At 65.0% G+C, this 24,165-nt stretch carries 19 protein-coding genes and 1 riboswitch; of the genes, 11 read left to right on the top strand and 8 right to left on the bottom strand.

Annotated elements, in window-relative coordinates; translation table 11 throughout:
* Positions 1-157: 157 nt before the first annotated feature.
* The gene (locus tag CH286_RS21455) at positions 158-1,894 is read left to right on the top strand and encodes a DEAD/DEAH box helicase (RefSeq protein WP_094610336.1); all 1,737 of its coding nucleotides are present in this window, start codon (positions 158-160) and stop codon (positions 1,892-1,894) included.
* Between the two features lie 183 nt (positions 1,895-2,077).
* Complete coding sequence (gndA, locus tag CH286_RS21450) at positions 2,078-3,529, top strand: NADP-dependent phosphogluconate dehydrogenase (protein WP_037150360.1); 1,452 nt, start codon at positions 2,078-2,080, stop codon at positions 3,527-3,529.
* Positions 3,530-3,595: 66 nt separating this feature from the next.
* On the opposite strand, the gene CH286_RS21445 is transcribed toward gndA, so the two are convergent.
* Positions 3,596-4,057, bottom strand: coding sequence for a DUF4262 domain-containing protein (locus CH286_RS21445; protein WP_052058377.1), 462 nt, complete (start codon positions 4,055-4,057; stop codon positions 3,596-3,598).
* A 262-nt stretch (positions 4,058-4,319) separates the two neighbouring features.
* On the opposite strand from CH286_RS21445, the gene CH286_RS21440 reads away from it, so the two are divergent.
* The 9 genes from CH286_RS21440 (at position 4,320) to CH286_RS21400 (ending at position 16,785) form a co-directional block, all read left to right on the top strand.
* Positions 4,320-5,564, top strand: coding sequence for a DEAD/DEAH box helicase (locus CH286_RS21440; protein ID WP_255182735.1), 1,245 nt, complete (start codon positions 4,320-4,322; stop codon positions 5,562-5,564).
* Entirely contained in the window at positions 5,561-6,460 is a 900-nt protein-coding gene (locus CH286_RS21435; RefSeq protein ID WP_094610335.1) for a DMT family transporter, read from the top strand. Before CH286_RS21440 ends, CH286_RS21435 begins: the two co-directional genes overlap by 4 nt.
* Positions 6,461-6,471: 11 nt before the next feature.
* Positions 6,472-7,908, top strand: coding sequence for a GuaB1 family IMP dehydrogenase-related protein (locus tag CH286_RS21430; protein WP_037150357.1), 1,437 nt, complete (start codon positions 6,472-6,474; stop codon positions 7,906-7,908).
* Between the two features lie 345 nt (positions 7,909-8,253).
* Positions 8,254-9,633, top strand: a complete 1,380-nt coding sequence (locus CH286_RS21425; RefSeq protein ID WP_037150354.1) for a hemolysin family protein — start codon at positions 8,254-8,256, stop codon at positions 9,631-9,633.
* Positions 9,626-10,756 carry a hemolysin family protein gene (locus CH286_RS21420; RefSeq protein WP_032403473.1) on the top strand — a complete coding sequence of 377 codons (1,131 nt, stop codon included), beginning with the start codon at positions 9,626-9,628 and terminating at the stop codon, positions 10,754-10,756. The genes CH286_RS21425 and CH286_RS21420 overlap by 8 nt, the downstream gene beginning before the upstream one ends.
* Entirely contained in the window at positions 10,757-11,671 is a 915-nt protein-coding gene (locus tag CH286_RS21415) for a hypothetical protein (protein WP_032403474.1), read from the top strand.
* A 64-nt stretch (positions 11,672-11,735) separates the two neighbouring features.
* Positions 11,736-13,910 carry a malate synthase G gene (locus CH286_RS21410; protein ID WP_094610412.1) on the top strand — a complete coding sequence of 725 codons (2,175 nt, stop codon included), beginning with the start codon at positions 11,736-11,738 and terminating at the stop codon, positions 13,908-13,910.
* Between the two features lie 67 nt (positions 13,911-13,977).
* Positions 13,978-15,642 (top strand): substrate-binding domain-containing protein, encoded by a 1,665-nt coding sequence (locus CH286_RS21405; protein WP_255182734.1) that lies wholly within the window; start codon positions 13,978-13,980, stop codon positions 15,640-15,642.
* Positions 15,643-15,645: 3 nt separating this feature from the next.
* Positions 15,646-16,785 (top strand): metallophosphoesterase, encoded by a 1,140-nt coding sequence (locus tag CH286_RS21400; protein ID WP_037150351.1) that lies wholly within the window; start codon positions 15,646-15,648, stop codon positions 16,783-16,785.
* Between the two features lie 60 nt (positions 16,786-16,845).
* Here CH286_RS21400 and gcvP read toward each other — a convergent pair whose 3' ends face one another.
* The 7 genes from gcvP to CH286_RS21365 form a co-directional block, all read right to left on the bottom strand.
* The gene (gene gcvP / locus CH286_RS21395) at positions 16,846-19,698 is read right to left on the bottom strand and encodes an aminomethyl-transferring glycine dehydrogenase (RefSeq protein WP_094610334.1); all 2,853 of its coding nucleotides are present in this window, start codon (positions 19,696-19,698) and stop codon (positions 16,846-16,848) included.
* Positions 19,699-19,892: 194 nt separating this feature from the next.
* Positions 19,893-19,990: riboswitch (glycine riboswitch) on the bottom strand.
* A gap of 11 nt (positions 19,991-20,001) precedes the next feature.
* A complete protein-coding gene (locus CH286_RS21390) occupies positions 20,002-20,541 on the bottom strand; it encodes a MerR family transcriptional regulator (RefSeq protein WP_157226114.1) in 540 nt (179 codons plus the stop codon).
* Between the two features lie 412 nt (positions 20,542-20,953).
* Complete coding sequence (locus CH286_RS21385) at positions 20,954-21,427, bottom strand: bifunctional nuclease family protein (RefSeq protein WP_032377953.1); 474 nt, start codon at positions 21,425-21,427, stop codon at positions 20,954-20,956.
* 97 nt (positions 21,428-21,524) lie between these two features.
* On the bottom strand, positions 21,525-22,262 hold the full coding sequence (gene ftsR / locus CH286_RS21380) for a transcriptional regulator FtsR (protein ID WP_032377954.1): 738 nt from the start codon (positions 22,260-22,262) through the stop codon (positions 21,525-21,527).
* Positions 22,259-22,756, bottom strand: a complete 498-nt coding sequence (odhI, locus tag CH286_RS21375) for an oxoglutarate dehydrogenase inhibitor Odhl (RefSeq protein ID WP_032377955.1) — start codon at positions 22,754-22,756, stop codon at positions 22,259-22,261. Before odhI ends, ftsR begins: the two co-directional genes overlap by 4 nt.
* A gap of 212 nt (positions 22,757-22,968) precedes the next feature.
* Positions 22,969-23,373, bottom strand: coding sequence for a glycine cleavage system protein GcvH (gene gcvH / locus CH286_RS21370; RefSeq protein ID WP_032377956.1), 405 nt, complete (start codon positions 23,371-23,373; stop codon positions 22,969-22,971).
* 40 nt (positions 23,374-23,413) lie between these two features.
* On the bottom strand, positions 23,414-24,163 hold the full coding sequence (locus CH286_RS21365) for a DUF881 domain-containing protein (RefSeq protein ID WP_094610332.1): 750 nt from the start codon (positions 24,161-24,163) through the stop codon (positions 23,414-23,416).
* Positions 24,164-24,165 lie beyond the last annotated feature (2 nt).

Raw genomic sequence — 24,165 nt, 5'->3', positions numbered from 1 at the left:
CCACTTTATGCGGTTCTCATCCGCATATCGATGGCCAGGTGACAGTGCCCTGGCTCGTATCAATGTGTTCTGGCTGTTTTTCGTGTTTCCCTTCTCGTTCGGGTGCTCTCAGCTTCGGGCTTATTGGCGTGCCCGTAATCCGGAGAGGCTTTACTGCGTGACCCACGCTGTTTCCAACACACCCGTTTCCACCGCTTCCGACACCACGGCAGTCCCGACGCCCGTAGCGGCACCGGCCTTCACCTTCGCCGAGCTCGGACTGCCCGAGGCTGTCGTCGCCGCACTGGCGCGTAACTCGATCACCGTGCCGTCCCCCATCCAGGAGAAGGCTCTTCCCGACGCCATCGCCGGCAAGAACGTTCTCGGCCGGGCACAGACAGGTTCGGGCAAGACCCTCGCCTTCGGCCTGCCGATCCTTCAGCGCCTGTCGCTGCACACCGATCGACCGGCCGCCAAGCGCCCGCGTTCGCTCGTACTGGTTCCCACTCGGGAGCTTGCGTTCCAGGTCGTGGAGTCCCTTGCTCCCTACGCCAACGCGCAGGGCCTGCGCGTCATGCCTGCCGTCGGCGGCACCCCGTTCAACAAGCAGGTCGAGCAGCTCCGACGCGGAGTGGACGTGCTCGTCGCCACGCCCGGCCGCCTCGCCGATCACCTTCGTCAGGGCACCTGCATCCTCGATTCCATCGAGATCACCGCACTCGACGAAGCCGATCAGATGGCCGACATGGGCTTCCTGCCCGAGGTGCGTGCCGTCCTCGCCGACACTCCGGCAGACGGACAGCGCATGCTGTTCTCGGCAACCCTCGATCGTGAAGTTCAGTCGCTGGTCCGCCAGTTCCTGCCCGACCACGTCGAGCACTCCACCCAGGACGGCAAGGCCAGCGTCCGGACCATGGACCACTACGTCCTCATGGTCGACCGGGGTCAGAAGGATCTGGTTCTCTCCGAGATCGGTGCCCGCGAAGGCGGCCGCACCATCATGTTCGCGCGTACCAAGCTGGGCTGCGACGGAATAACCGATCGCCTTCGTGCGCTCGGTATCGCCGCGGAGTCACTGCACGGTGGCAAAGCACAGAATCAGCGCACCCGCGTTCTCGAGCGCTTCAAGAACGGCCGTACCCCCGTCCTCGTCGCCACCGACGTTGCCGCTCGCGGAATCCATGTCGACGGTATCGACCTGGTCGTTCACGTCGATCCGCCCGCAGACCACAAGGACTACCTGCACCGCGCAGGACGTACGGCACGCGCCGGCGAGAAGGGCACCGTCGTCGCGATCGTGCTCCCCAACCAGCGTCGTCAGGTTCTGCGTCTGACCGGTATGGCCGGCGTCAAGGCCACTGCTGTCAACGTCTCGCCCGGTTCGGCCGAGCTCAACAGCATCACCGGCGCGAAGAAGCCCACCGGTGAGCCGTTGCGCGCCGAGTCCTCGCCCCGCGATCGCAACAGCCGTCCCGGCTACCAGGGCTCGAATCCGCGCTCGAGCGGCGGATACCAGGGCTCCAATCCCCGCAGCGGCGGCGGATACCAGGGCTCCAACCCGCGCTCGAGCGGCGGATACCAGGGCTCCAACCCGCGCAGCGAAGGCGGCTACCAGGGCGACCGCCCCCGCACCGGATACCAGGGCTCGAACCCGCGCTCGAGCGGCGGATACCAGGGCTCCAACCCGCGCAGCGAGGGCGGCTACCAGGGCGACCGTCCGCGTCGCACCGACTCGAGCTCGTACCGCGGCTCCGAGAGCCGGGGCTACGAAGGACGCGGCTCCGACAACCGGGGCTCGGAGAACCGTCGCCCGGCATCCGCTCCCCGCCAGGACGAGCACCGTTCGGGTGGCTTCCGCAGCCGCACAGAACGTCGCTCGTACGACGGTTTCGACGGTCCGGCTCGTAGTCACTGATCAATGCGCAGCCACTGATCGGTTCGTAACCGTGCGGTCGTGAATCGACCGGAGCATATTTCGACGACATAAGGTGTCGCATTCTTCGCGAATGCGGCACCTTTTGTCGTTGTCCACGGCCAGGTTTGAGTTCTGCTGGGGGGTTGGCTCGCGCGACGCCGCTCGGCAGGGAAAGCTGTCTGTATGACCTCAGCAGCAGAACCGACAGAACTGGCTCAGATCGGAGTCACCGGACTCGCCGTCATGGGCTCCAACATCGCACGCAACTTCGCTCATCACGGGCACACCGTCGCGTTGCACAACCGTAGTGTCGCCAAGACCGATGCGTTGATCGCCGAGCACGGCAGCGAGGGAAACTTCATCCGTACCGAAACCATCGAGGAGTTCGTCGCTGCGCTCGCGAAGCCGCGTCGGGTCCTCATCATGGTCAAGGCGGGCGACCCGACGGACGCGGTGATCGAGGAACTCGCGGGCGCGATGGAAGAGGGCGACATCATCATCGATGGTGGCAACGCGCTCTACACCGACACCATCCGTCGTGAGGCTGCCATGAAGGAGCGCGGCCTGCTCTTCGTCGGTGCTGGAATCTCCGGAGGCGAGGAGGGCGCTCTCAACGGCCCGTCGATCATGCCGGGCGGCCCGGCCGAGTCCTACAAGGCACTCGGTCCGCTGCTCGAGTCCATTGCGGCACAGGTGGACGGCACGCCATGCTGCACTCACATCGGACCCGACGGCTCCGGCCACTTCGTGAAGATGGTGCACAACGGAATCGAATACGCCGATATGCAGCTCATCGGCGAGGCGTACAACCTGTTCCGCGACGCCCTCGGTTACACCCCGGCGCAGGTCGCCGACGTGTTCACCGAGTGGAACAACGGTGACTTGGAGAGCTATTTGGTGGAGATCACCGCCGAGGTGCTCCGCCAGGTGGACGCCAAGACAGGTCAGCCGTTGGTGGACGTGATCGTCGACGCCGCCGAGCAGAAGGGCACCGGCCGCTGGACCGTCAAGGCCGCACTCGATCTGGGTGTTCCCGTCACCGGTATCGCCGAAGCAGTCTTCGCCCGGGCGCTGTCGGGGTCGCGGGCGCAGCGCAAGGCGGCCGTCGGGCTGGCCTCGGGTGCCCTTGCGGACAAGCCCACCGACGCGGAGCAGTTCACACACGACATCAGCCGAGCGCTGTACGCGTCGAAAATTGTCGCCTACGCACAGGGCTTCGACCAGATCGCCGCGGGAAGCGCCGAATACGACTGGAATCTGCATCCCGGCGACCTGGCCACGATCTGGCGAGGCGGTTGCATCATTCGCGCTCGGTTCCTCGACCGCATCAAGGACGCGTACGACGACAACGCCGAGCTGCCCAGTTTGATCCTGGCACCGTACTTCCGTGACGCCATCGAGAACGCCATCGACAGCTGGCGTCGGGTCGTCATCACTGCGGCCTCGCTGGGCATTCCAGTCCCCGCGTTCGCGTCGTCTCTCTCGTACTACGACGCGTTGCGGGCAGAGCGTCTGCCTGCGGCATTGACTCAAGGGCAGCGTGACTTCTTCGGTGCCCACACCTACGAGCGAACCGACTCGGAAGGAAAGTTCCACACCCTCTGGAGTGGCGATCGCTCCGAGATCGAGGCCTGACCGACCCTCGTCCTCCGGTGGCGCAGCGTCCTTCGCGCGGCGCCACCGGTTCATGGACGACTGCAGTCAGTAGGGCAACGGACCGAGCACCGGTTGGACCACCGTCGAGGGAATGCCCTCCCACGGCAACGAACCGTCGCAGCCCTTCCACACGGCCTGAACGGCGCTGAAGCACCCCTTGCCGTACACGTCCGATGCCGCGTGGAGGATGTCTGCACAATCCGGTACGTCGATGGTGAAGAGCTCGAATCCTGCTGCCCAGCAGCCGATTCCAGATTCGACCTCCAACAGCCCCGATGCTACCGAAGTGCCGAGCGCATTCAGTATTCGTGAAGACTCGTTCGGGTCGCGACCCGTCACGACGATCTCCGGACTGCCGAAACCGGTGAGACCGACGGTGTAGCAGAACGCCGGATGGATACCGTCCCGGTCGACCTCCGATTCGACGTACTGCAAGGCCCATCCGAATCGATCGATGGCGCTCTTCACATCTCCGATGTACTCGTCGACGCCGTAGCCGTCACACATCCTGCACATAGCTCCCCCACTCGGCGAGCGGTCGCCCCCACGGCAACCGCGATGTCGAACGCATTCGAACGTGCGTTCTACGGCAGAGTATTGCGCGCGGCACCGACAAGAAGATTCCATGCGCGCTCGACGCGGCGGTAAGGTCACAGCTATGCCGGGTCAATCACCGAAGGGGCGTTCCGCAGGCTCCACTCCACCCGCTTCATCGTTCGCAGACCTGGGGCTCCCGGTGGTTCTCGTACATTCGCTGAAGAATGCGGGTGTGTCCCACCCCTTTCCGATCCAGGTTGCTGCCGTCCCCGACGCACTTGCCGGCCGGGACGTACTCGGACGCGCCCCGACCGGATCGGGGAAGACGCTTGCGTTCGGACTACCACTGCTCGTACGGCTGGCAGGTCGTCGAAGCGAGCCGGCGGCACCGCGTGGGCTCGTGCTCGCACCGACTCGGGAACTCGCACTTCAGATCCACGAGGTCCTCGACCTGCACGGTGCCACGTTCGGCCTGCGCACCGTCTGTGTCGTGGGCGGTGTCCCCCTCGAACGAAACGTTCGCGAGATTCAACGCGGTGTCGACATCGTGGTCGCGACCCCCGGCCGTCTCAACGACCTGCTCGAGCGACGTTCCATCGCGCTGAATCGCGTCGAGACGACCGTAATCGACGAAGCCGACCGAATGGTGGACATGGGGTTTCTGCCCCAGATCGAATCGCTGCTGGCCGCGACTCCACCCGACGGCCAGCGGTTGTTGTTCTCGGCAACCCTCGACCAGGACACCGACCGCCTGGTCGAGAGGTTCATGGACGATCCGGCGGAGCACTCCACTGCCGAATCGGTGAGCGTGCCCGACATTGCGCACTACGTGTTCGAGGTCGATGGCGCGCACAAGACCGAAGTAGCAGCCGCACTTGCCAACAGAGACGGTCGAACGCTGCTGTTCGTCCGTACCACCCACGCGGTCGATCGACTCACCGACGAGTGTCGCCGACTGGGCGTACCCGTATCGTCGTTGCACGGCAACAAGACTCAGGCACACCGCACGCGTTCGCTGGCCGCCTTCGCGGACGGCAGCTCGGCCGCTCTCATCGCAACCGACGTCGCGGCTCGCGGTGTGCACGTCGACGACGTCACGTTGGTGGTGCACGTCGACCCGCCGATGGATTCCAAGGACTACGTGCACCGCGCAGGCCGAACCGCGCGAGCCGGGGCCAGCGGAACCGTCGTGACCTTGGCTACCGACGATCAGTTGGCTCGGGTGCGTGCGATGGCAGACGAAGCGGGAATCTCGGCCACCGTCGTCGATACCGAAGCGGACCCGGTCTCGTGGCGCCGCATGACCGGCGCTCGCACCCCCATCGGCAGACCACTGTCGAATCCGGCCGACACGTCCGGATCCGTTCGCGGTGATCTGCCGGAGCGTGGGGCCCGGCGGGGGGCCGCACCCGCGCGGCACGAACGACGGGGGCGAACCGGAGGCAGTCGGGGCACCGGCCGAGGACGACGCGGGTGACCTCGCCCTGGTTGTCGGTCGTACTCGCTCTGATTTCGGCATTCCTGTTCGCGTGCGCGGCGGTGGCGCAGCAGAGCGCCGCTGCGTCCGTTCCAGAGGGAACGTCGCTGGTGTCTGCCCTCGTTCGTAGTCCCCGTTGGTGGATGGGCGTGGTCGGAGACGGGGGTGGCTATGCGGTACAGATCTCGGCGCTCTGGGTCGGTTCGGTCCTCGTCGTGCAGCCGCTGCTGGTCACTGCCCTGTTGTTCGCGCTGCCGATGTCGGCGAAATTCGCGCGCCGCTCCCTGCCTGGGTCGAGCTGGGCACTCGCGTTTCTCCTCGCCGCCGCTCTCGCGGTCTTCATCGTGGTGGGTGACCCGAGCGAAGGCACAACCGACGCTCCTCTCGCAGCGTGGATCGTGCCTCTGATCGTTGCCGCCGTCGTGATCGGCGGCGCGGCAGTGGGCGGCCTGGTGCTGTCCTCCCCCGGCCTGCGGGCCCTGCTTCTCGGAGCTGCAGGAGGTCTGTTGTTCGGACTTGCTGCAGCTCTCACCAAATTCGTGACCGATCTCGTCGACGCCGATCCACTTGCAGCACTGACGGCATGGCAGACCTACACCCTGATCGGATCCGGTGTTGTCGGTTTCTACTTGCAGCAACGCGCGTTCCAGGTGGGGCCGCTGTCCGCATCGATGCCGGCCGTCACGATCTGCGAACCCCTCGGTGCAGCGTTCATCGGAGTGACGGTCCTGGACGAGCGAATCAGAACCGAAGGCGCAGCCCTGGCGACGATCGTGGTGGCGGTGGCCGTCATGATCGTCACCACCGTCCTCCTGTCGCGAACTCAGGCGGCGAACACTGCCGATTCGACGGCGTCGGACCGGGCGTCGAACACAGGAACTTCACCCGACCGGTAGTCTCGATCAACGTGCAGTTCCTCGATGGTCACCAGCCGCCCTACGATCTCACCTACGACGACGTCTTCCTCGTCCCCAACCGAACCGATGTCACCTCGCGTTTCGACGTCGACCTGAGCACGGTGGACGGCTCGGGAACGACCATTCCGATCGTGGTGTCGAACATGACGGCAGTATCGGGTCGACGAATGGCCGAGACCGTCGCCCGACGCGGTGCCATCGCCGTCATCCCACAGGACTTGCCGACCGAGGCCGTCGCCGACACCGTCGCATTCGTCAAGAGCCGTGACCTGATCGCGGACACACCAGTGGTGCTCGGGCCGAACGCATCCGTGTCCGACGCCTTGGCGCTGGTACACAAGCGAGCTCACGGATCGGTCGTGATCGTCGAACACGGCAAGCCCATCGGAGTCGTCACCGAGAGCGCCTGCACCGACGTCGACCGATTCGCCCGGCTCAGTTCCGTGGCGTCCGCCGACTTCGTGCGCGTTCCCCGCCACGCGTCGCCCAAGGAAGTGTTCGAGAAGATCGAAGCGGCACATGCACACCTGGCTGTAGTCGTGGAGGACGACGGCTCGCTGGCGGGTGTCGTGACGAGAACCGGCGCGGTTCGGACGGGCATCTACGCCCCTGCCGTGGACGCATCGGGGCGCCTGCGGATCGCCGCGGCCGTCGGCATCAACGGCAACGTGGCGGAGAAGGCGACCGCACTCGTCGAAGCCGGTGCCGATGTTCTGGTGATGGACACAGCCCACGGACATCAGGAGAAGATGCTCGACGCTCTCGCTGCAGTACGCGCTCTCGATCTCGGAGTGCCCCTCGCTGCCGGGAACGTGGTGTCTGCGCAAGGTACGCGCGATCTGGTGCAGGCCGGCGCGGACATCGTCAAGGTCGGTGTCGGTCCCGGCGCGATGTGTACGACGCGGATGATGACCGGCGTCGGGCGCCCTCAGTTCTCGGCAGTGGCCGATTGTTCCGCTGCAGCAGCAGAACTGGGAGCATCCGTGTGGGCCGACGGCGGCGTGCGGCACCCCCGTGACGTTGCGCTCGCCCTGGCCGCAGGAGCCGCGAACGTCATGATCGGCTCGTGGTTCGCCGGAACCTACGAGTCGCCCGGAGACCTCCGAGTGGACGCGTCGGGCAATCGATACAAGGAGAGCTTCGGCATGGCGTCCAAGCGGGCGGTCGCCGCACGTACCGCCACCGACGGTGCGTTCGACCGAGCCCGTAAGGCTTTGTTCGAGGAGGGCATTTCCAGTTCTCGGATGCGCCTGGATCCCGATCGCCCCGGCGTCGAAGATCTGATCGATCACATCTGTGCCGGAGTTCGGAGCACCTGCACCTACGCAGGGGCCCGCAGTCTTCCCGAGTTGGCCGAACGCGCAGTTCTGGGAGTTCAGTCCGCAGCCGGATTCGCCGAGGGGCGCCCCCTGCCGTCCGGGTGGTGACCCCGGTTCACGGTTAGACTCTTCAACAGCAATCACAGTTGTCCGCGCTCGCTGTGCGCCCGAGGCCGATCACGTAAGTGCCTGGGTGCCGTCGAATCGTAGGTCCCGCACGGGTGGGGTCACAGCGCGGACCATACAGAAGGGAATCAGGTGCCCGAGGCACCCACTATTTCGGTTGCCGGTCCGGCAACTGCAGAGCAGCACGACGAGAGTTCCACTTCGGAGGGATCCTCTATCGAGCCGGGAGAGAAACCCGGCGACACCGATTTCAGCAGCCGCGCGCAGTCCGGCGGCGCGATGCTCCTGTCTCAGCTTCGACGGCCCCGGCTCGGACGGAGTTGAGACATGGCGACTCTTCTCACCATCGTCAGCCTTCTCGGCTTCGTCGCACTGACGGCCGGTACCGCATTGTTCGTCGCGGCCGAGTTCTCCCTCACTGCCTTGGAACGCAGTGCGGTCGAGTCTCAGGCCGAGAACGGCGACATGCGTTCGCGCCAGGTTCTGCACGCCCACAAGACCCTGTCGTTCCAACTCTCCGGTGCTCAACTGGGCATCACCATCACAACTCTGATCACCGGCTATCTCGCCGAACCGGTGTTGGCCGGCTTCATCCGGCCGGTGGCCGACGCGCTCGGCGCGTCCGAGACGCTCGCGTCGGGCATCTCACTTGCCGTGGCACTGATCCTGGCCACCTCGTTCTCGATGATCTTCGGTGAACTGGTCCCGAAGAACATTGCGATCGCGAAACCGATGTCGACGGCCCGCGTCACCGCAGGTGCCATGGCGGGGTTCTCGCTGATCTTCAAGTGGGCGATCAACGGGCTCAACGGCTCTGCCAACTGGCTCGTTCGACGGCTCGGAATCGAGCCGGCCGAGGAACTCAGATCGGCTCGGTCGCCACAGGAGCTGGGTTCGCTCGTGCGCACGTCGGCACGGCAGGGTTCGATCGACGAGAACACGGCTCGACTGGTGGATCGGTCGTTGCAGTTCGGCGATCGCACAGCCGAGGAGCTGATGACACCACGAGTCAAGATCGAGACGCTCGCCACCGACTCGACCGTGGCCGATCTGATAGAAACTGCGGCGCGCACCGGCTTTTCACGCTTCCCGGTGGTCGACGGCGATCTGGACGACACCGTCGGCGTCGTCCACATCAAGCATGCGTTCACCGTCGCCGGAGCGCTCCGTCGTACGACAACGGTCGAGTCCCTGGCACGCGATGTCCCCGTCGTACCGTCGAGCCTCGACGGCGACGCGGTGATGGAACGGGTGCGGGCCGACGGCATGCAGGTGGCGCTCGTCGTCGACGAGTACGGCGGTACCGCAGGCATGGTGACGATGGAAGACCTCATCGAGGAGATCGTCGGTGACGTGCGCGACGAACACGACGAGCCGGAACTCGATGTCTCGCGTTCCGGCGAGGGATGGGACTGCGCCGGCCTACTCCGTATCGACGAAGTGGCGTCGGCCACAGGCTATTCCGCCCCGGAGGGCGAGTACGAAACCATCGGCGGTCTGGTTCTGTCCGAGTTGGCACGTATCCCGAGCGAGGGGGACGCGGTTCTCCTGCCGCCGCCGGCGAGCGAAGATCCGCTCGACGGAGACGGCGGCTGGGTGGCACGGGTGATACGGATGGACGGTCGTCGGATAGATCGGGTGTTGCTGTTGCCCGTCGACGCCGCAACGGTGGCTCGAATGAGATCGGAGGGAGAGATCGATGGGTGACCTGTTCGGAGTCGGTCTCGCCGTTCTCCTGCTGGCCGGAAATGCATTCTTCGTCGGAGCCGAGTTCGCGTTGATCTCCGCTCGGCGCGATCGACTCGAAGCGCTGCTCGCGCAGGGGAAGAAACGCGCACAGAGTGTCATCGAGGCCGGTCAGAATCTGTCGCAGATGCTCGCCGCTGCCCAGCTCGGCATCACGATCTGCTCGATTCTTCTCGGCCGGGTAGCCGAGCCGGCGGTGGCGCACCTGATCGAGGTCCCCCTCGACGCCGTCGGAATCCCCGAGTCGTTCCTGCACCCGATAGCCTTCGCCATCGCGCTGACGCTTGTGGTCGTCCTGCACATCCTGGTCGGCGAGATGGTTCCCAAGAACATCGCGATCGCGGGCCCGGAGAGCACCGCCATGATTCTGGTGCCGATCCACCTCGTGTTCATCAAGGTCGCGCTGCCGCTGATCTCGTTCTACAACCTGTGCGCCAACCTGACACTCCGGATGCTGCGTATCGAACCCAAGGACGAGCTGAGTTCTTCGGTCTCGGCGGTGGAGTTGTCGCAGATGATCGGCGAATCACGGTCCGAGGGACTGATCGACGCCGAGGAGCACCGAAGACTGCGGCAGGCTCTCGAGACGTCCGGTCGGACGGTCGGCGAGGTGTTGATCCCTTCCCACCAGGTTCGCAGCATCGAGTTGTCCGGGCCCGATCACACTCTCGGACCCACATTGGGCTCGGTCGAACGCGCCGTCATCGAGACCGGTTTCTCGCGCTACCCGGTCCGCGACGCAGCCGGCGCGCTGGTCGGCTACCTGCACCTCAAGGACGTTCTCGACGACATGGCCGACGAATCGGCAGGACCCGACACGGTCATCCCACGGAGCGACGTTCGAGCACTGCCCGTCGTCTCCATCGACACGGTGCTCGACGATGCACTGACCAAATTGCGACGCGCCAGCAGCCATCTCGGGGCCGTGCACGACGCGACGGGGGCCACGGTCGGGATCGTCGCACTGGAAGACTTGGTCGAGGAGTTCGTCGGTACCGTTCGAGACGGCACCCACCGGGTGGCCGGTCCTCGGCCGGGTCAATCTGCATCGAGCTCGTCGAGCACTCCCCCGCGGAACGCGTAGATGTCCGGCCCGGTGTCGCTGACCGAAGCGGAGTGGACCACCAGACGGGGTGCGCACACGGCGCGGGTCGAGAACCTCGTCGGTGATTATCTGACCGACCGAGGACGTGGCAACACCCATCCGGTGCTGGATTTCCTGTTCACTTATTACAGTCACCGCCCCGGTCAGCTACGGCGGTGGAATCCGGGTCACGGCATCGTCCTGACCGGTGAACGTGCACGCGAATATGCCGAGTTCGCGTCCTACGAACAGGTACAGACCGACCGGGGCGTCGGTTACCGGGTGCGGTCCGATCTCGTCGAGCGCCGTCGCGCGAGTATCGAATTCATCCTGGGACTGCTGACCGCCACCGCCGAGCGAGCACCCCTGCTCGGCTGCTTCGGCCTGCACGAGTGGGCGATGGTCTACCGCGGAGGAATCTCGGCCCAGCGGCACGAGCAGGTTCCACTGCGCCTCGGCCGTGACGGAACCGATGCTGTTGTCGATTCGATGTCGTTGCGGTGCACACACTACGACGCCTTCCGGTTCTTCACCCCCGACGCCGCACCGCGCAACGCGCTGACGCTCTCACCGGAATCGCGCCTGGGGTCCGAGCAGCCCGGGTGCATTCACGCCTCCATGGATCTGTACAAGTGGTGCTACAAGCTGGGGCCGTTGATCGATTCGGAGTTTCTGACGGACTGTTTCGAGCTGGCGCTGCACGCGCGCACGATCGATATGCGGGCAAGTCCCTACGATCTGAGCGACTACGACCTCGAACCCATTCGGATCGAGACCGCGGCCGGTCGAGCAGAGTACGTGCGCGCGCAGGGGGAACTGTCCACCGAAGCGGCACCTCTACGCTCGGCGTTGATGGCTCGATGCCAGAATTTACTGATCGGCGGCGAGTTCGGCGACGGACTTACTGCCGAGTAACATCGACATCGTTGTCGTGGGGACACCGTCTTCGGTGTCCGAGACCGGAAAGAGTGAGGAATTCATGACCGATCGTGTGCAGGCTGGTGGACTTCAGGTCGCCAAGGTCCTATTCGATTTCGTCGAGAAGGAGGCGCTGCCGGGTACCGATGTAGATTCCGACGCCTTCTGGTCCGGTGCCGCGTCGGTGATCGCCGATCTCGCTCCCAAGAACAAGTCTCTGCTGGCCGTTCGCGACGAGATCCAGGGCAAGGTCGACGCCTGGCACGGCGAGCATGCGGGTCCGAACTACGACCGCGCCGCATACAAGGCCTTTCTGAAAGAGATCGGCTACCTGTTGGACGAGCCGGCGGACTTCCAGATCACCACGGCTGGTGTGGACACCGAGATCACCACCACAGCCGGTCCCCAGCTCGTGGTGCCGGTGCTCAATGCCCGGTTCGCGATCAACGCGTCCAACGCGCGATGGGGATCGCTCTACGACGCCCTCTACGGAACCGATGCCATTCCCGAGGCAGACGGTGCCGAGAAGGGATCGAGCTACAACAAGGTTCGCGGCGACAAGGTCATCGCCTTCGCTCGTGACTTCCTGGACGAGGCGCTACCGTTGAGCTCCGGCTCGCACGTCGGCACCACCGGCTACGTCGTCGACGCCGCCTCGTTGACGGTGACGCTTGCCGATGGCAGCACAGTGGGTCTGAAGGAGCCGGCACAGCTGCTGGGATACCAGGGCACACCCGACGCGCCGACCGCAATTCTGTTCGTGCACAACGGATTGCATTTCGAGATCCAGATCGACCCCGAGAGCCCGATCGGCAAGACCGACGGAGCGGGCGTCAAGGACGTGCTCCTCGAGTCGGCGGTCACCACGATCATGGACTTCGAGGATTCGGTCGCCGCAGTCGACGCCGACGACAAGGTTCTTGGTTACCGCAACTGGCTCGGACTGATGAAGGGCGATCTCACCGAAGAGGTCTCCAAGGGCGGCAAGACATTCACTCGCGCGCTGAACAAGGACCGCACCTACACCTCGGTCGACGGTTCCGAACTGACGCTGCACGGACGCTCGCTGTTGTTCGTCCGCAACGTCGGTCATCTGATGACCTCCGACGCGATCCTCGACGCCGACGGCAACGAGGTCCCCGAGGGCATTCTCGACGCGCTGTTCACCTCGCTCGCGGGTCTGCATTCGCTGACCGCGGACAACGTCCTGTCCAACTCGCGCACGGGTTCGCTGTACATCGTGAAGCCGAAGATGCACGGACCGGACGAGGTCGCCTTCACCGCGGAGCTGTTCGGCCGTGTGGAGGAGGTTCTGGGACTGCCTGACAACACGCTCAAGGTCGGCATCATGGACGAGGAACGCCGCACGACGGTCAACCTCAAGGCGTGCATCCAGGCCGCCTCCGAGCGGGTCGTGTTCATCAATACCGGCTTCCTCGACCGCACCGGCGACGAGATCCATACCTCGATGGAAGCAGGACCTGTCGTCCGCAAGGGAGCGATGAAGGGCGAGAAGTGGATTGCCGCCTACGAGGACTTCAACGTCGACACCGGCCTGGCTGCTGGCCTCGAAGGCAAGGCCCAGATCGGTAAGGGCATGTGGGCCATGCCCGATCTGATGCACGACATGCTCGAGCAGAAGATCGGCCACCCCAAGGCCGGTGCCAATACGGCGTGGGTTCCCTCCCCCACCGCAGCGACCCTGCACGCTTTGCACTACCACAAGGTCGATGTGTTCGCCCGTCAGCACGAGATCGCTCAGGCCAAGCGCGCCACGGTCGACGATATTCTCGAAATTCCTCTCGCACCGTCCACGGACTGGACCGACGAGGAGAAGCAGAACGAACTCGACAACAACTCGCAGTCGATCCTGGGCTACGTCGTGCGGTGGATCGATCACGGCGTCGGGTGCTCCAAGGTTCCCGACATCAACGACATCGCACTCATGGAAGACCGTGCGACGCTTCGCATTTCGAGCCAGTTCATCGCCAACTGGCTGCGGCACGGCATCGTTACCGAAGAGCAGGTGCGCGAGTCGCTGAAGCGGATGGCCCCGGTGGTGGACCGTCAGAACGAATCGGATCCGACGTACAAGCCGTTGGCTCCCGACTTCGACTCGAACATCGCATTTCAGGCCGCCAGCGACCTGATCTTCCAGGGCACGAGCCAGCCCAACGGCTACACCGAGCCGATCCTGCACCGCCGCCGACGGGAGTACAAGGCCGTCAACGCCTGACGGACTTGTCGAGCTCGTGGGTGAACATCGGAACACAGGGCGCGGGCGGTCCATAGCCGCGGGACCCGTGATCGTCGTGATCGCGATCGCGTTGATCGTTGCGGCCGTGTTCGGTTGGTTTCAGCTGCGAGATCGGATTTCCGATCAAGGGGTCGAAGCTGCGAGCCAGTGTGTGGAGGGGTCGGCGGTGCTCACTGTGGCCGCCGATCCCGACATATCCGGTCCTGTCGAACAGTTGGCCGAGCGGTTCAACGACACCGCTCCGGTGGTGCGGGATCACTGTGTGACAGTGCAGGTTCGAGCCACGTCCTCGGACGTGGTGCGGTCCGCTCTGAACTCCGGTATCGACTCGTGGGATGCCGGTGCGCTCGGCGACCGACCGGGCCTGTGGATACCTCAGTCCACGGCCGACGTCGAGGCCGTGACCGCACGCGGATCCGTCGACGGCACTCCGCGGTCGCTGGCGTCGAGCCCGGTGGTACTCGCGGCACCGGCCGCCGTCGCCGACGCCGTCACCGCTGCGGGCTCGAGCTGGGCCGACCTGGTCCGGCTGCAACGCGACCCACAGGCTCTCGGATTGGGTGAATGGGGCGGGCTCCGTCTCGCTGTCCCGACGGGTTCCGACACCGGTGCAACAACTCTCGCGGTGGCTGCGATCGCAGCCGGCGTACGTGGCGACGAGACGACGCCGCTGACCGTCGAGCAGGTCTCGTCGAGAGAGCTGATTTCGGCGATGTCGGAGCTGGCCTTCACCGATACGAACACCGCCGCGCTGTCCACGTCGACGACGTACGACGCCCTGGCCGGCCTCGAGAACGCAGCGGGCCCGCAGGCCCCTGTTCATGCAGTTCCGGTGACCGAACAGCAACTGGCGTCGACCGATTCGTCGACATTGACCGCGGTCAGACCGCAGGGTCCGACGCCTGTCGCCGATCATCCAGCCGTCGTCCTCACCGGCGACGAGACGTCCACCCGAGCCGCTGCGACATTCGTCGAGTTCGTCCGTCAGGCAGACGGCGCGCAGACACTCCGAGATGCCGGGTTCGACGTCGACGAAATCGAGTCCGCCGGGGTCGTCGCCCCACCGTCGGGACCGGTTGCCGACGCACTGCTCGCCGTGCTGCGCAATCCCGTCCTGCCGCGACGCGCCACCGTTCTGCTCGACGTGTCCGAGTCGATGGGTACGGCAGAAGGCGGCGCGACAAGATTGCAGAACACCGTTCGCGCCCTGGGCGAGCAGTTCGAGCGTGTGCCCGACGCCACCGAGCTTGGTCTGTGGAGCTTCAGCGAAAATCTGAACAACTCGCTGCCTTTCCGAGTGGACGTTCCGACCGGACCGATGACGGTTCCGGTCGGAACCACCCCCAGACGCGCTGCACTCGATTCCACCGCAGCCGCGTTGACCCCGGCAACCGGATCGTTCACGTATGCGTCCGTACTGGTCGCATATGTCGACGCCGTGGCCGGCTACGTTCCCGGCCGCGTCAATTCCGTCGTGCTGATCACCGACGGACCGGACGACTCGTCCTTGTCCACGGAGGAACTGCTCACCGACCTGACCGCCGCGGCCGATCCGGCGCGTCCGGTGGCGGTGAACATCGTGCGTATCGGAGACAACTCCGATGCCTCCTCGTTCGACGACATTGCCGCCCGGACCGGCGGAACTGTGGAAGCAGTGTCGACATCGGATTCACCAGACCTCATCGATCGACTCGGAAAGTTGCTGTACTAGAACATGTCTCGTGTAATTTTTGTCGGCGTCTTCCTGCTACTCGTCACCCTCTTTCTCCATTGGCGATTCTTGTCCGTCACCGGAGCGCCGACTCGGCTGAAGCGGCCGGCGGATGTGGTGTTGCTACTTCTGTGGCTGTGCGCGCTGATCGGGTTCGGCAGCGGTGTCGTGTTCGATCCATCCTGGGCTCGTGGTCCGGCGTTCGTCGGACTCACCTGGCTCGCCGTTGTGCTGTACCTGTTCCTCGGAACGGTGCTAGTCGGGCTCGTCTGCACCGTCGTTCGAGTTGTCTTCGCGGTGATGCGCCGCGATTCGGCCGCTGCGCGGTTGCGGGTGTCGAGGGTCGGCTCGGCGATCACTGCGCTCGTCAGCATTGCCGCAGTGGGGTACGGACTCGTCGAGGCTGCGACTCCGCGCGTGACGAACACTACTGTCGAGATGGACAGGCTACCGGCCGAATTCGACGGGGTACGAGTGGCGTTGGTGTCCGACATCCATGCCGGGCCGTCCCGCGGTGCGGACTTCGTGCGCCAGGTCGTCGATTCGGTCAACGCCCAGAATCCCGATGTCGTGCTGCTCGACGGCGATCTCATCGACGGCACGGTTGCTTTGGTGGGAGAAGATCTCGAGCCGCTACGCGACCTCGAAGCGCCGCTGGGAGTGTTCGCCGTCAGCGGCAATCACGAGTTCTACGCGGGCGACGGCGGCGAATGGCTCGACTTCTGGTCCACGCTCGGCATCGACGTACTGCGAAACGAACGCACGACGATCACTCGTGACGACGCTGCAATCGATATCGCCGGCATCAACGACGCCACCGCACCGGCTCCGTACGAACCCGATCTCGCTGCGGCATTGGACGGGATCGATCCCGATAGATTCGTACTACTGATGGCACATCAGCCGAAGCAGGCGTTGGAGGCATCGGACTTCGGAGTCGACATGCAGGTGTCCGGGCACACGCACGGTGGCCAGATCTGGCCGATCCGCTATCTGGTGCCGCTGCAGCAGCCCAGTGTCGAAGGGCTGGACACGATCGGCAACACCACGCTGTACACCACCCGCGGTGCGGGCGCGTGGGGTCCACCGGTGCGGGTGGCCGCCCCGCCCGAGATCGCGATGCTCGAACTCACGCGGGGCTGAGGCCTCCGACGCGAATACGACAGAGCCCGCCACGTCGATGTGGCGGGCTCCGTACTCGGCTCAGGCGAACGCCTCGATCGGCGGGCACGAGCACACCAAATTGCGGTCGCCGTGTGCGCCGTCGATGCGCCGCACCGCCGGCCACACCTTCGGACGGTCGTAACCGGCAGGGTAGGCCGCCAGCTCCCGTGAATACGGGTGATCCCAGTCCACTACCAGACACTGGGCAGTGTGGGGCGCTCCCCGAAGCGGGTTGTCGTCCACGGTCCATTCGCCGGATCCAACGCGATCGATCTCGCCTCTGATTGCGATCATCGCATCGCAGAACGCATCGATCTCCTCGAGGTTCTCGCTCTCGGTGGGCTCCACCATCAGGGTTCCGGGAACCGGGAAGCTCATCGTCGGCGCGTGGAATCCGTAGTCCGCCAGTCTCTTCGCCACATCGTCGACGGTGACGCCGGTGTCCTTCGTCAGACCCCGCAGATCGAGAATGCACTCGTGGGCGACCATGCCGTTGTCACCGGTGTAGAGCACCGGGAAGTACTCGTCGAGGCGGCGAGCGATGTAATTGGCCGACGCGATCGCCGTCAACGTCGCCTGCCGGAGTCCCGTCGCGCCCATCATCGCGATGTACGCCCATGTGATCGTCAGGATAGAAGCGCTGCCGTACGGGGCTCCGGACACCGTCGGTCCCGAACCGAGCTGCGGGGCAAACGGATGGCCCGGCAGGTGGGGCTGCAGGTGCGACCGAACACCGATGGGTCCCACTCCTGGCCCGCCGCCACCGTGTGGGATGCAGAACGTCTTGTGCAGGTTCAGGTGACTGACGTCGCCACCGAATCGGCCGGGGCGCGCGAGTCCGACAAGGGCGTTGAGGTTGGCACCGTCGACGTACACCTGACCACCCGCGTCGTGCACCGCCGCACAGATCTCGGAGATCTCGTGTTCGTAGACGCCGTGTGTGGAGGGGTACGTGATCATGATCGCGGCGAGCGTGTCGGCGTGCTCGGCGATCTTGGCACGCAGGTCGTCGACATCGACGTCGCCGTTCGGGCGGCAGGCAACGACCACAACACGCATGCCCACCATCACTGCCGACGCCGCGTTGGTGCCGTGGGCGCTCGACGGGATCAGACACACGACACGCTCGGCGTCGCCGTTGGCGAGGTGGTATCGACGAATGGCCAGTAGCCCCGCGTACTCGCCCTGACTTCCCGCGTTCGGCTGCAGACTCACTGCGTCGTAGCCCGTGATGTCGACGAGCCACCGTTCGAGGTCGTCGATCACGCGCAGCAGGCCGGGCACGTCCGAAGACGGAGCGAAGGGGTGCTGGCGGGCGAACTGCGGCCAGGTGATCGATTCCATCTCCGCGGTAGCGTTCAACTTCATCGTGCACGAACCCAGCGGGATCATGCTTCGGTCGAGAGCAATGTCCTTGTCGGACAGTGCGCGCAGGTAACGGAGCATCGCCGTCTCGGTGCGGTAGCGAGTGAAAGCCGGATGCGTGAGGTACTCCGACGTGCGAGCCATGTTCGCCGGCACCGCCTCGGCACCGGAGCCGGCGGGCTCGGCACCGAACGCAGCGAGCACGTTCACGATCGTGTCGGACGACGTCGCCTCGTCGCACGCGACTGCGACGTGATCGGCATCGACCAGTCGGACATTGATTCCGCGCTGCTTGGCATCGTCGGTGACGGCCTTCGCCCGACCGGGAACCGCTACGAGGACGGTATCGAAGAAGTCGGTGTGCACCACCTCGACGCCTGCCTCCTGCAGGCCGGCGGCCAGGGATCGAGCGTGCATGTTGACCCGGGTTGCTATGGCGCGCAACCCGTCTGCGCCGTGGTAACTGGCGTACATTGCGGCAACGATGGCCAGCAGGACCTGAGCGGTACAGATGTTCGACGTCGCCTTCTCGCGGCGGATGTGTTGCTCACGGGTCTGCAGCGCCAATCGGTAGGCCCGGTGGCCGTCCGCGTCGAGCGAAACCCCGACGAGTCGTCCGGGGAGCTGACGGGAATGACCGGAACGCACCGCCAGGTACCCGGCGTGCGGCCCGCCGTATCCCATCGGAACCCCGAACCTCTGGGTGGTGCCGAAGCAGACGTCCGCGCCGATCTCACCGGGCGGAGTCACCACGGTGGCCGCCAGCAGGTCCACGCCGACGGCAACCAACGCACCCCGCTGGTGTGCGGCCTCGATGGTGGCCGTGTGGTCGACCAGTCGGCCGGACGCACCGGGTAGCTGGGTCAACACCCCGAAGAACTCTCCGTCCGGCAGGCCGTCGGCCAGATCGGCGTACACCACCTCGATGCCCAGCGGCTCTGCACGAGTGGCGAGAACGGCGGCCGTCTGCGGGAAGATGTCGGAATCGACGAGCAGCCGAGGCGACTTCGACGCTCTGTTCGCGCGTCGCATCAGAGTCATGGATTCGGCTGCGGCAGTGGACTCGTCGAGCATCGACGCATTGGCCACATCCATGCCCGTGAGATCGGAGACCATGGTCTGGAAGTTCAGCAACGCCTCGAGCCGACCCTGGCTGATTTCGGGTTGGTACGGCGTGTACGCGGTGTACCAGGCCGGGTTCTCCAAGATCCCTCGGGTCAGCACCGGTGGAGTGAGTGTGTCGTAGTAACCCAGGCCGATCATGGACGTCGCGACGGTATTCTGCCCGGCGAGGTCGGCCAACGCAGCCAGTACCTCGTGCTCACTCAGAGCCGGCGGGAGCGTCGCCAATCCGTCGGGCACGCCGTCGACCACGGTGTCGAGGATCGAGGACGGCACTGCTTTACTGGCCAGCTCGTCCAGGTTGTCGACGCCGATGGTGTGGAGGATGCGAACCAGTTCGGTCGCGTCGGGCCCGATGTGTCGATCGACGAAAGTGTGTGCGGACGAGGCAGTTCGGTCGGTCACGATGTTCTCCCAGGTGCCGGAAAGACGAGGCGTCGGACGACCGACGCATACGCGCCGGCCGCTCCTCCCCCTCTGTCGTGTGCCCGCTGACGCGTGCGCCTGAGAGATTCGGTCGGACACGGCGCGTCATGTCGACTGCGCCGGCACCTTTCCCCTTGGGCGGGTGGGTACTCCCACCACTTTCCAGAGTTGTCGAAGCCCACACGGTCCGTGTGCCTGAGAGATTGACGGGGAGGTATTGCTCCTTCGGCGTCCGAGACTGGCTGCCTCGGAACTCTCCCGCACGGGCGCGACGAGGAAAGTCTAGCCGGTCTTGCGGCTCGCGCGATTCTTGCGGCGTGAGGCCAGCTCGTCTTCGGGACTCGGCTGGCTTTCACCGCCATCGGCTCGTTCGGCCGGGAAGTCGGCGATGGTGCCGGTGAGCTCGCGCATCGCGCCGTTCACGGCGATACCGAACACGCCCTGACCGCCCTGCAGTAGGTCGACCACCTCTTCGGCGGACGTGCACTCGTACACGGTCGTGCCGTCCGAGAACAGGGTGATGTTGGCGAGGTCGCCCACCCCGCGCTGGCGTAGGTGATCGACGGCGACGCGGATGTTCTGCAACGAGATACCGGTATCGAGCAGCCGCTTGACGATCTTGAGAACCAGCATGTCCTTGAACGAGTACAGCCGCTGACTGCCTGAGCCTGCTGCGCCGCGAATGGACGGGACGACCAACCCGGTGCGGGCCCAGTAGTCGAGCTGACGGTAGGTGATGCCGGCGATCTGGCAGGCACTGGGCACTCGGTAACCCACGAGCTCGTCCGGCACCGAATCATCGGGGAACAATCCCGGCTGGATGTCCTGAGGTGTCTCGACCCGGCCGTTCGACGCCTGGTCGGGGGTGTCGACCCGAGCATCGGAGACGGACGCGTCCTCGGTCCGGCCTGCGGCTTCGGACTCTCGACTGCCGTGATGCTGCTGCGGCTGATCTCCCACTGACTGCTCCCTCTCGGATGTCTCACTGCGTTCGGATCGAGTCAGTACTGCGATCCGTCCGGGGCACCTGAACGCCTCGGTGTACTCGCGTGAAGTCATACCGTGTACCAGGCCAGAGTACGCCTCGCCAGGTCTGCGAGAGGCGCGAAACTGCACCGAATCCGACCAGCGGCGGCGATGAACTTCACTGGCACGAACGTTATGGGGGCAACCGCGCAGATTCAACGCAACGCGCCGTAAACCTGAACCTAAAGTTGAGGTTGAGACTCTTCTGTTACCCGTCGGTGGCCTTGAAGTCGTCCGGCGACACCGATTCGAGGAACTCCTTGAACTTCTCGACCTCGTCCTCACGCTCGTCGGGCATGATCAGGCCGGCCTCGGCCAACACAGGTTCCTCGGCAAAGATCGGCACCCCGGCTCGCAGTGCAATGGCGACAGAATCCGACGGACGAGCAGAAACTCGGACATCTTTGTCGAACACGAGATCGGCGTAGAAGGTGCCCTCCTGAAGGTCCACGATCCGCACCTCCTTGAGCTCGCGACCCAATGCCGAGATCAGGTTCTTGACGAGATCGTGGGTGAGCGGTCGGGCAGGCTGGACACCTTGTTGCTCCAAAGCTATTGCAGCAGCCTCGGTTTGACCGATCCAGATCGGCAGGTACCGGTCACCATCGGCCTCACGCAGCAGCAGCACGGGCTGATTCTGCGGCTGTTCGACACGAATACCGACCACACGCATCTCACTCATCGTGTCTGCCTCTCACCTCGAGAAATCCGGGCTGCACTTCGTTCGTTCAGCTCGTCGCAGCCGAGTCTATTGGAAGTCGAACCGACGCGAGCGAGCGTTACCGGTCGAGTGCACCGCGCACCGCCGCTTTGACCAAACAGGTGTGCAACGTCAACGACAACGCCGCGAGCTCTCGAATCATTTCTTCCGCGCGATCACGCGCACCGGCGTCGCGGCCCTTGGCGACCGGTCCGGCAATCTGTGCAACCAGACCGGCCTCGCGGTCCGCCGCGAGTTTGAAGGCACGGAGATGACGCACTTCGAGACCGAACTGCAACATCGCGTGTGCCGTGCGTGCAAGCGTCACGGCACCGTCGTCGTAGAAACCGGCCTGCCCGGGAGTGATCAACCCGCTCCGCAGCAACTCGGTCAGGAACGCATCGTCGATACCGGCCTGCGCCAGAAGATCTGCTTTGCTGATCCGCACCTCTCGGTCCGGCAAGAACTCCTCGGGCGACACCTCGCCCGCGGCGAGCGTCAGAGACCGCGGCCGTTTGACCGATGCGTCGGCTCGCTCGACAGTCGCAACACCGTGATCGATAGCTTCGAGTTGCTCCTTGATCACCTTGAGCGGCAGGTACTGGTCACGCTGGGCGGTCAGAACGAATCGGAGCCGTTCGCAGTCTGCAATGGAAAACCGTCGGTATCCCGACGGCGTACGTTCCGGAGAGATCAGACCCTCGGCTTCGAGAAATCTGATCTTCGAGATCGTCACATCCGGAAAGTCGGGCCGAAGTCGATCGAGGACGGAGCCAATCGACATCCCCCCGTTGGACTGCTGCCCGACGGCGGTCACTGGCTTCCTGCACCCGCAGACGCGTCGCCGACCTGAGATCCGTTGCCGCCCCGCGGTCCGGTCAGGAACACCAACCGGAACTTACCGATCTGCACCTCGTCGCCGTTGGCCAGAACTGCGGAGTCGACCGGCTCCCGATTGACGTAGGTGCCGTTGAGGCTGCCGACGTCGACGACCTGGAAGTCGTCCTCGTCCTGCCGGAACTCGGCATGCCGACGACTGACGGTGACGTCGTCCAGGAAGATGTCGCTGTCGGGATGCCGTCCGGCGGAGGTGGTCGGCTGGTCGAGCAGAAACCGCGATCCGGCATTGGGGCCGCGCTTGACGACGAGCAGAGCGGCACCGACAGGCAGCCCCTCGACGCCCGAGACCGGAGCTTCGGTGCTCTGGGCGGCCGCGGAGTTGTCCAGCTCCTGGAGGAAATCTGCGCGGAAGACCGAGGTGGTCTCCGCCGGCGACTCCCCGTAGTTGCTGTCGTTGTCGTTCTGGCTCACCGTTACTCCTTCTCAGTCCGTTCACCCGGGCAGTAAACGCCGCGGGTAACGCAGTACATGGTCTTCACATCTGGTATTGCGTTGCGCCTGGTTCTATTTACGCCTGTACAGCTTGCTGGACCTTCGCCCCGACAGGGTATTCGCTCGGTGTCGACCGTACCCTGCGCAGTGTGGACCGTGTGGCCGGTTGGCAGGTGTCGACAGCCGGCCGATCACTCGGCCGTGATGAGAGCATATCCGGCAGCGTCGAGCATCTGCGCCAGTGCCGCGTCCAACTCCTCCGGCGACGAAACCTCCAGATCGATCAGCCAGCCCCCGGTGTACGGTCCCGAATTCACCTTCTCCGGTTCGCCGTCCAAATCCTGGTTCACACCAATCACTTTCGCGGTCAGCGGGCTGAACACGTCGGACACACTCTTGGTCGACTCGACTTCTCCGAGAGACTCACCCGCGGTGACGGTGTCGCCGACAGCCGGAAGCTGAACGAACACCACGTCCCCCAGCTGAGACTGCGCGAAATCGGTGATACCGATTCGCACTGCCGCCGGGCCCGTGCGCTGCACCCACTCGTGCTCGGGCGTGTAGTACAGATCAGCTGGTGTGTCGATGTCGCTCAACGCGGCATTCCCTTCGATCGTGGCCCGGGCGGTCGGGCAGTCAGTTACCTGGCTGAGCGTATTGACGCGGGCGCGGATCCCGCAAGGCGGAGACCGTGACCTGGTCCGACTGCGTGATGTTCGAGGACGCCCCGTTGCGAGTGACGGTGTCCACCACGCCCCCGGGGATGTTCAGCGCCGACGCCAGCGTGGGCGAGTCTCCGATTGCCGTGAACGTGTACGGGGCTCGCAGTTCGCGGCCGTCGACCACCACCCGACCGGCGGGCCCCGCGATCCACGAATCGACGCCGATGCGGACGGCACTACCGCCACCCTCGATCTGGAGTGCCTCGGCACCGGCGGCACGCAACTCCTGCATGGCGTCGAGCAACACCTCGGACCCGACGCCCGAATTCGGGTCGTCGACGACCACGGTCACGCCCGGGCCCTGGGCCGCAACCGTACCGACTTGAATCGACAACGCGGACAATCGTTCCTGCGCCTCTGCCACTGCCGCCTCCGATCCCGAGCCGGACTGGCGCAGAGTCGCCAACGTGGCCTGCAGTGTGCTGATCTCGTCGCGAATCGACGCCTCGCGCCGGGTGAGGGTGTCCAACACGACCAACAGGTCCTCCGGCCGGGAATTGTCCAGATTGTCGGAGGTACTCGTCTCTCGCACCTGCGTGGCGATACCGATTCCGAGAACGCACAACAGGGCGAGCGCAAGAATGCCGAACGCCGTTCCGCGCCTGCGTCGATCTGTATCGAGGGCACGGGCGCGCCAGCCGTGCCGCCCGGTTCGTGCCGTCATCT

The organism is Rhodococcus sp. WWJCD1 (assembly GCF_002258735.1).
Classification (GTDB): Bacteria; Actinomycetota; Actinomycetes; order Mycobacteriales; family Mycobacteriaceae; genus Rhodococcoides.
Note: the sequence above shows the minus strand (reverse complement) of the source record. Positions and strands in the feature narration are given on the sequence as shown.

Bases quoted from the DNA above. Each gene is read 5' to 3' on its own strand.
- CH286_RS21420 (WP_032403473.1), top strand. From the start codon at position 9,626: ATGGGTGACCTGTTCGGAGTCGGTCTCGCCGTTCTCCTGCTGGCCGGA.
- CH286_RS21400 (WP_037150351.1), top strand. From the start codon at position 15,646: ATGTCTCGTGTAATTTTTGTCGGCGTCTTCCTGCTACTCGTCACCCTC.
- CH286_RS21410 (WP_094610412.1), top strand. From the start codon at position 11,736: ATGACCGATCGTGTGCAGGCTGGTGGACTTCAGGTCGCCAAGGTCCTA.
- CH286_RS21445 (WP_052058377.1), bottom strand. From the start codon at position 4,057: ATGTGTGACGGCTACGGCGTCGACGAGTACATCGGAGATGTGAAGAGC.
- gndA (WP_037150360.1), top strand. From the start codon at position 2,078: ATGACCTCAGCAGCAGAACCGACAGAACTGGCTCAGATCGGAGTCACC.
- CH286_RS21365 (WP_094610332.1), bottom strand. From the start codon at position 24,163: ATGACGGCACGAACCGGGCGGCACGGCTGGCGCGCCCGTGCCCTCGAT.
- CH286_RS21415 (WP_032403474.1), top strand. From the start codon at position 10,757: ATGTCCGGCCCGGTGTCGCTGACCGAAGCGGAGTGGACCACCAGACGG.
- CH286_RS21385 (WP_032377953.1), bottom strand. From the start codon at position 21,427: ATGAGTGAGATGCGTGTGGTCGGTATTCGTGTCGAACAGCCGCAGAAT.
- CH286_RS21425 (WP_037150354.1), top strand. From the start codon at position 8,254: ATGGCGACTCTTCTCACCATCGTCAGCCTTCTCGGCTTCGTCGCACTG.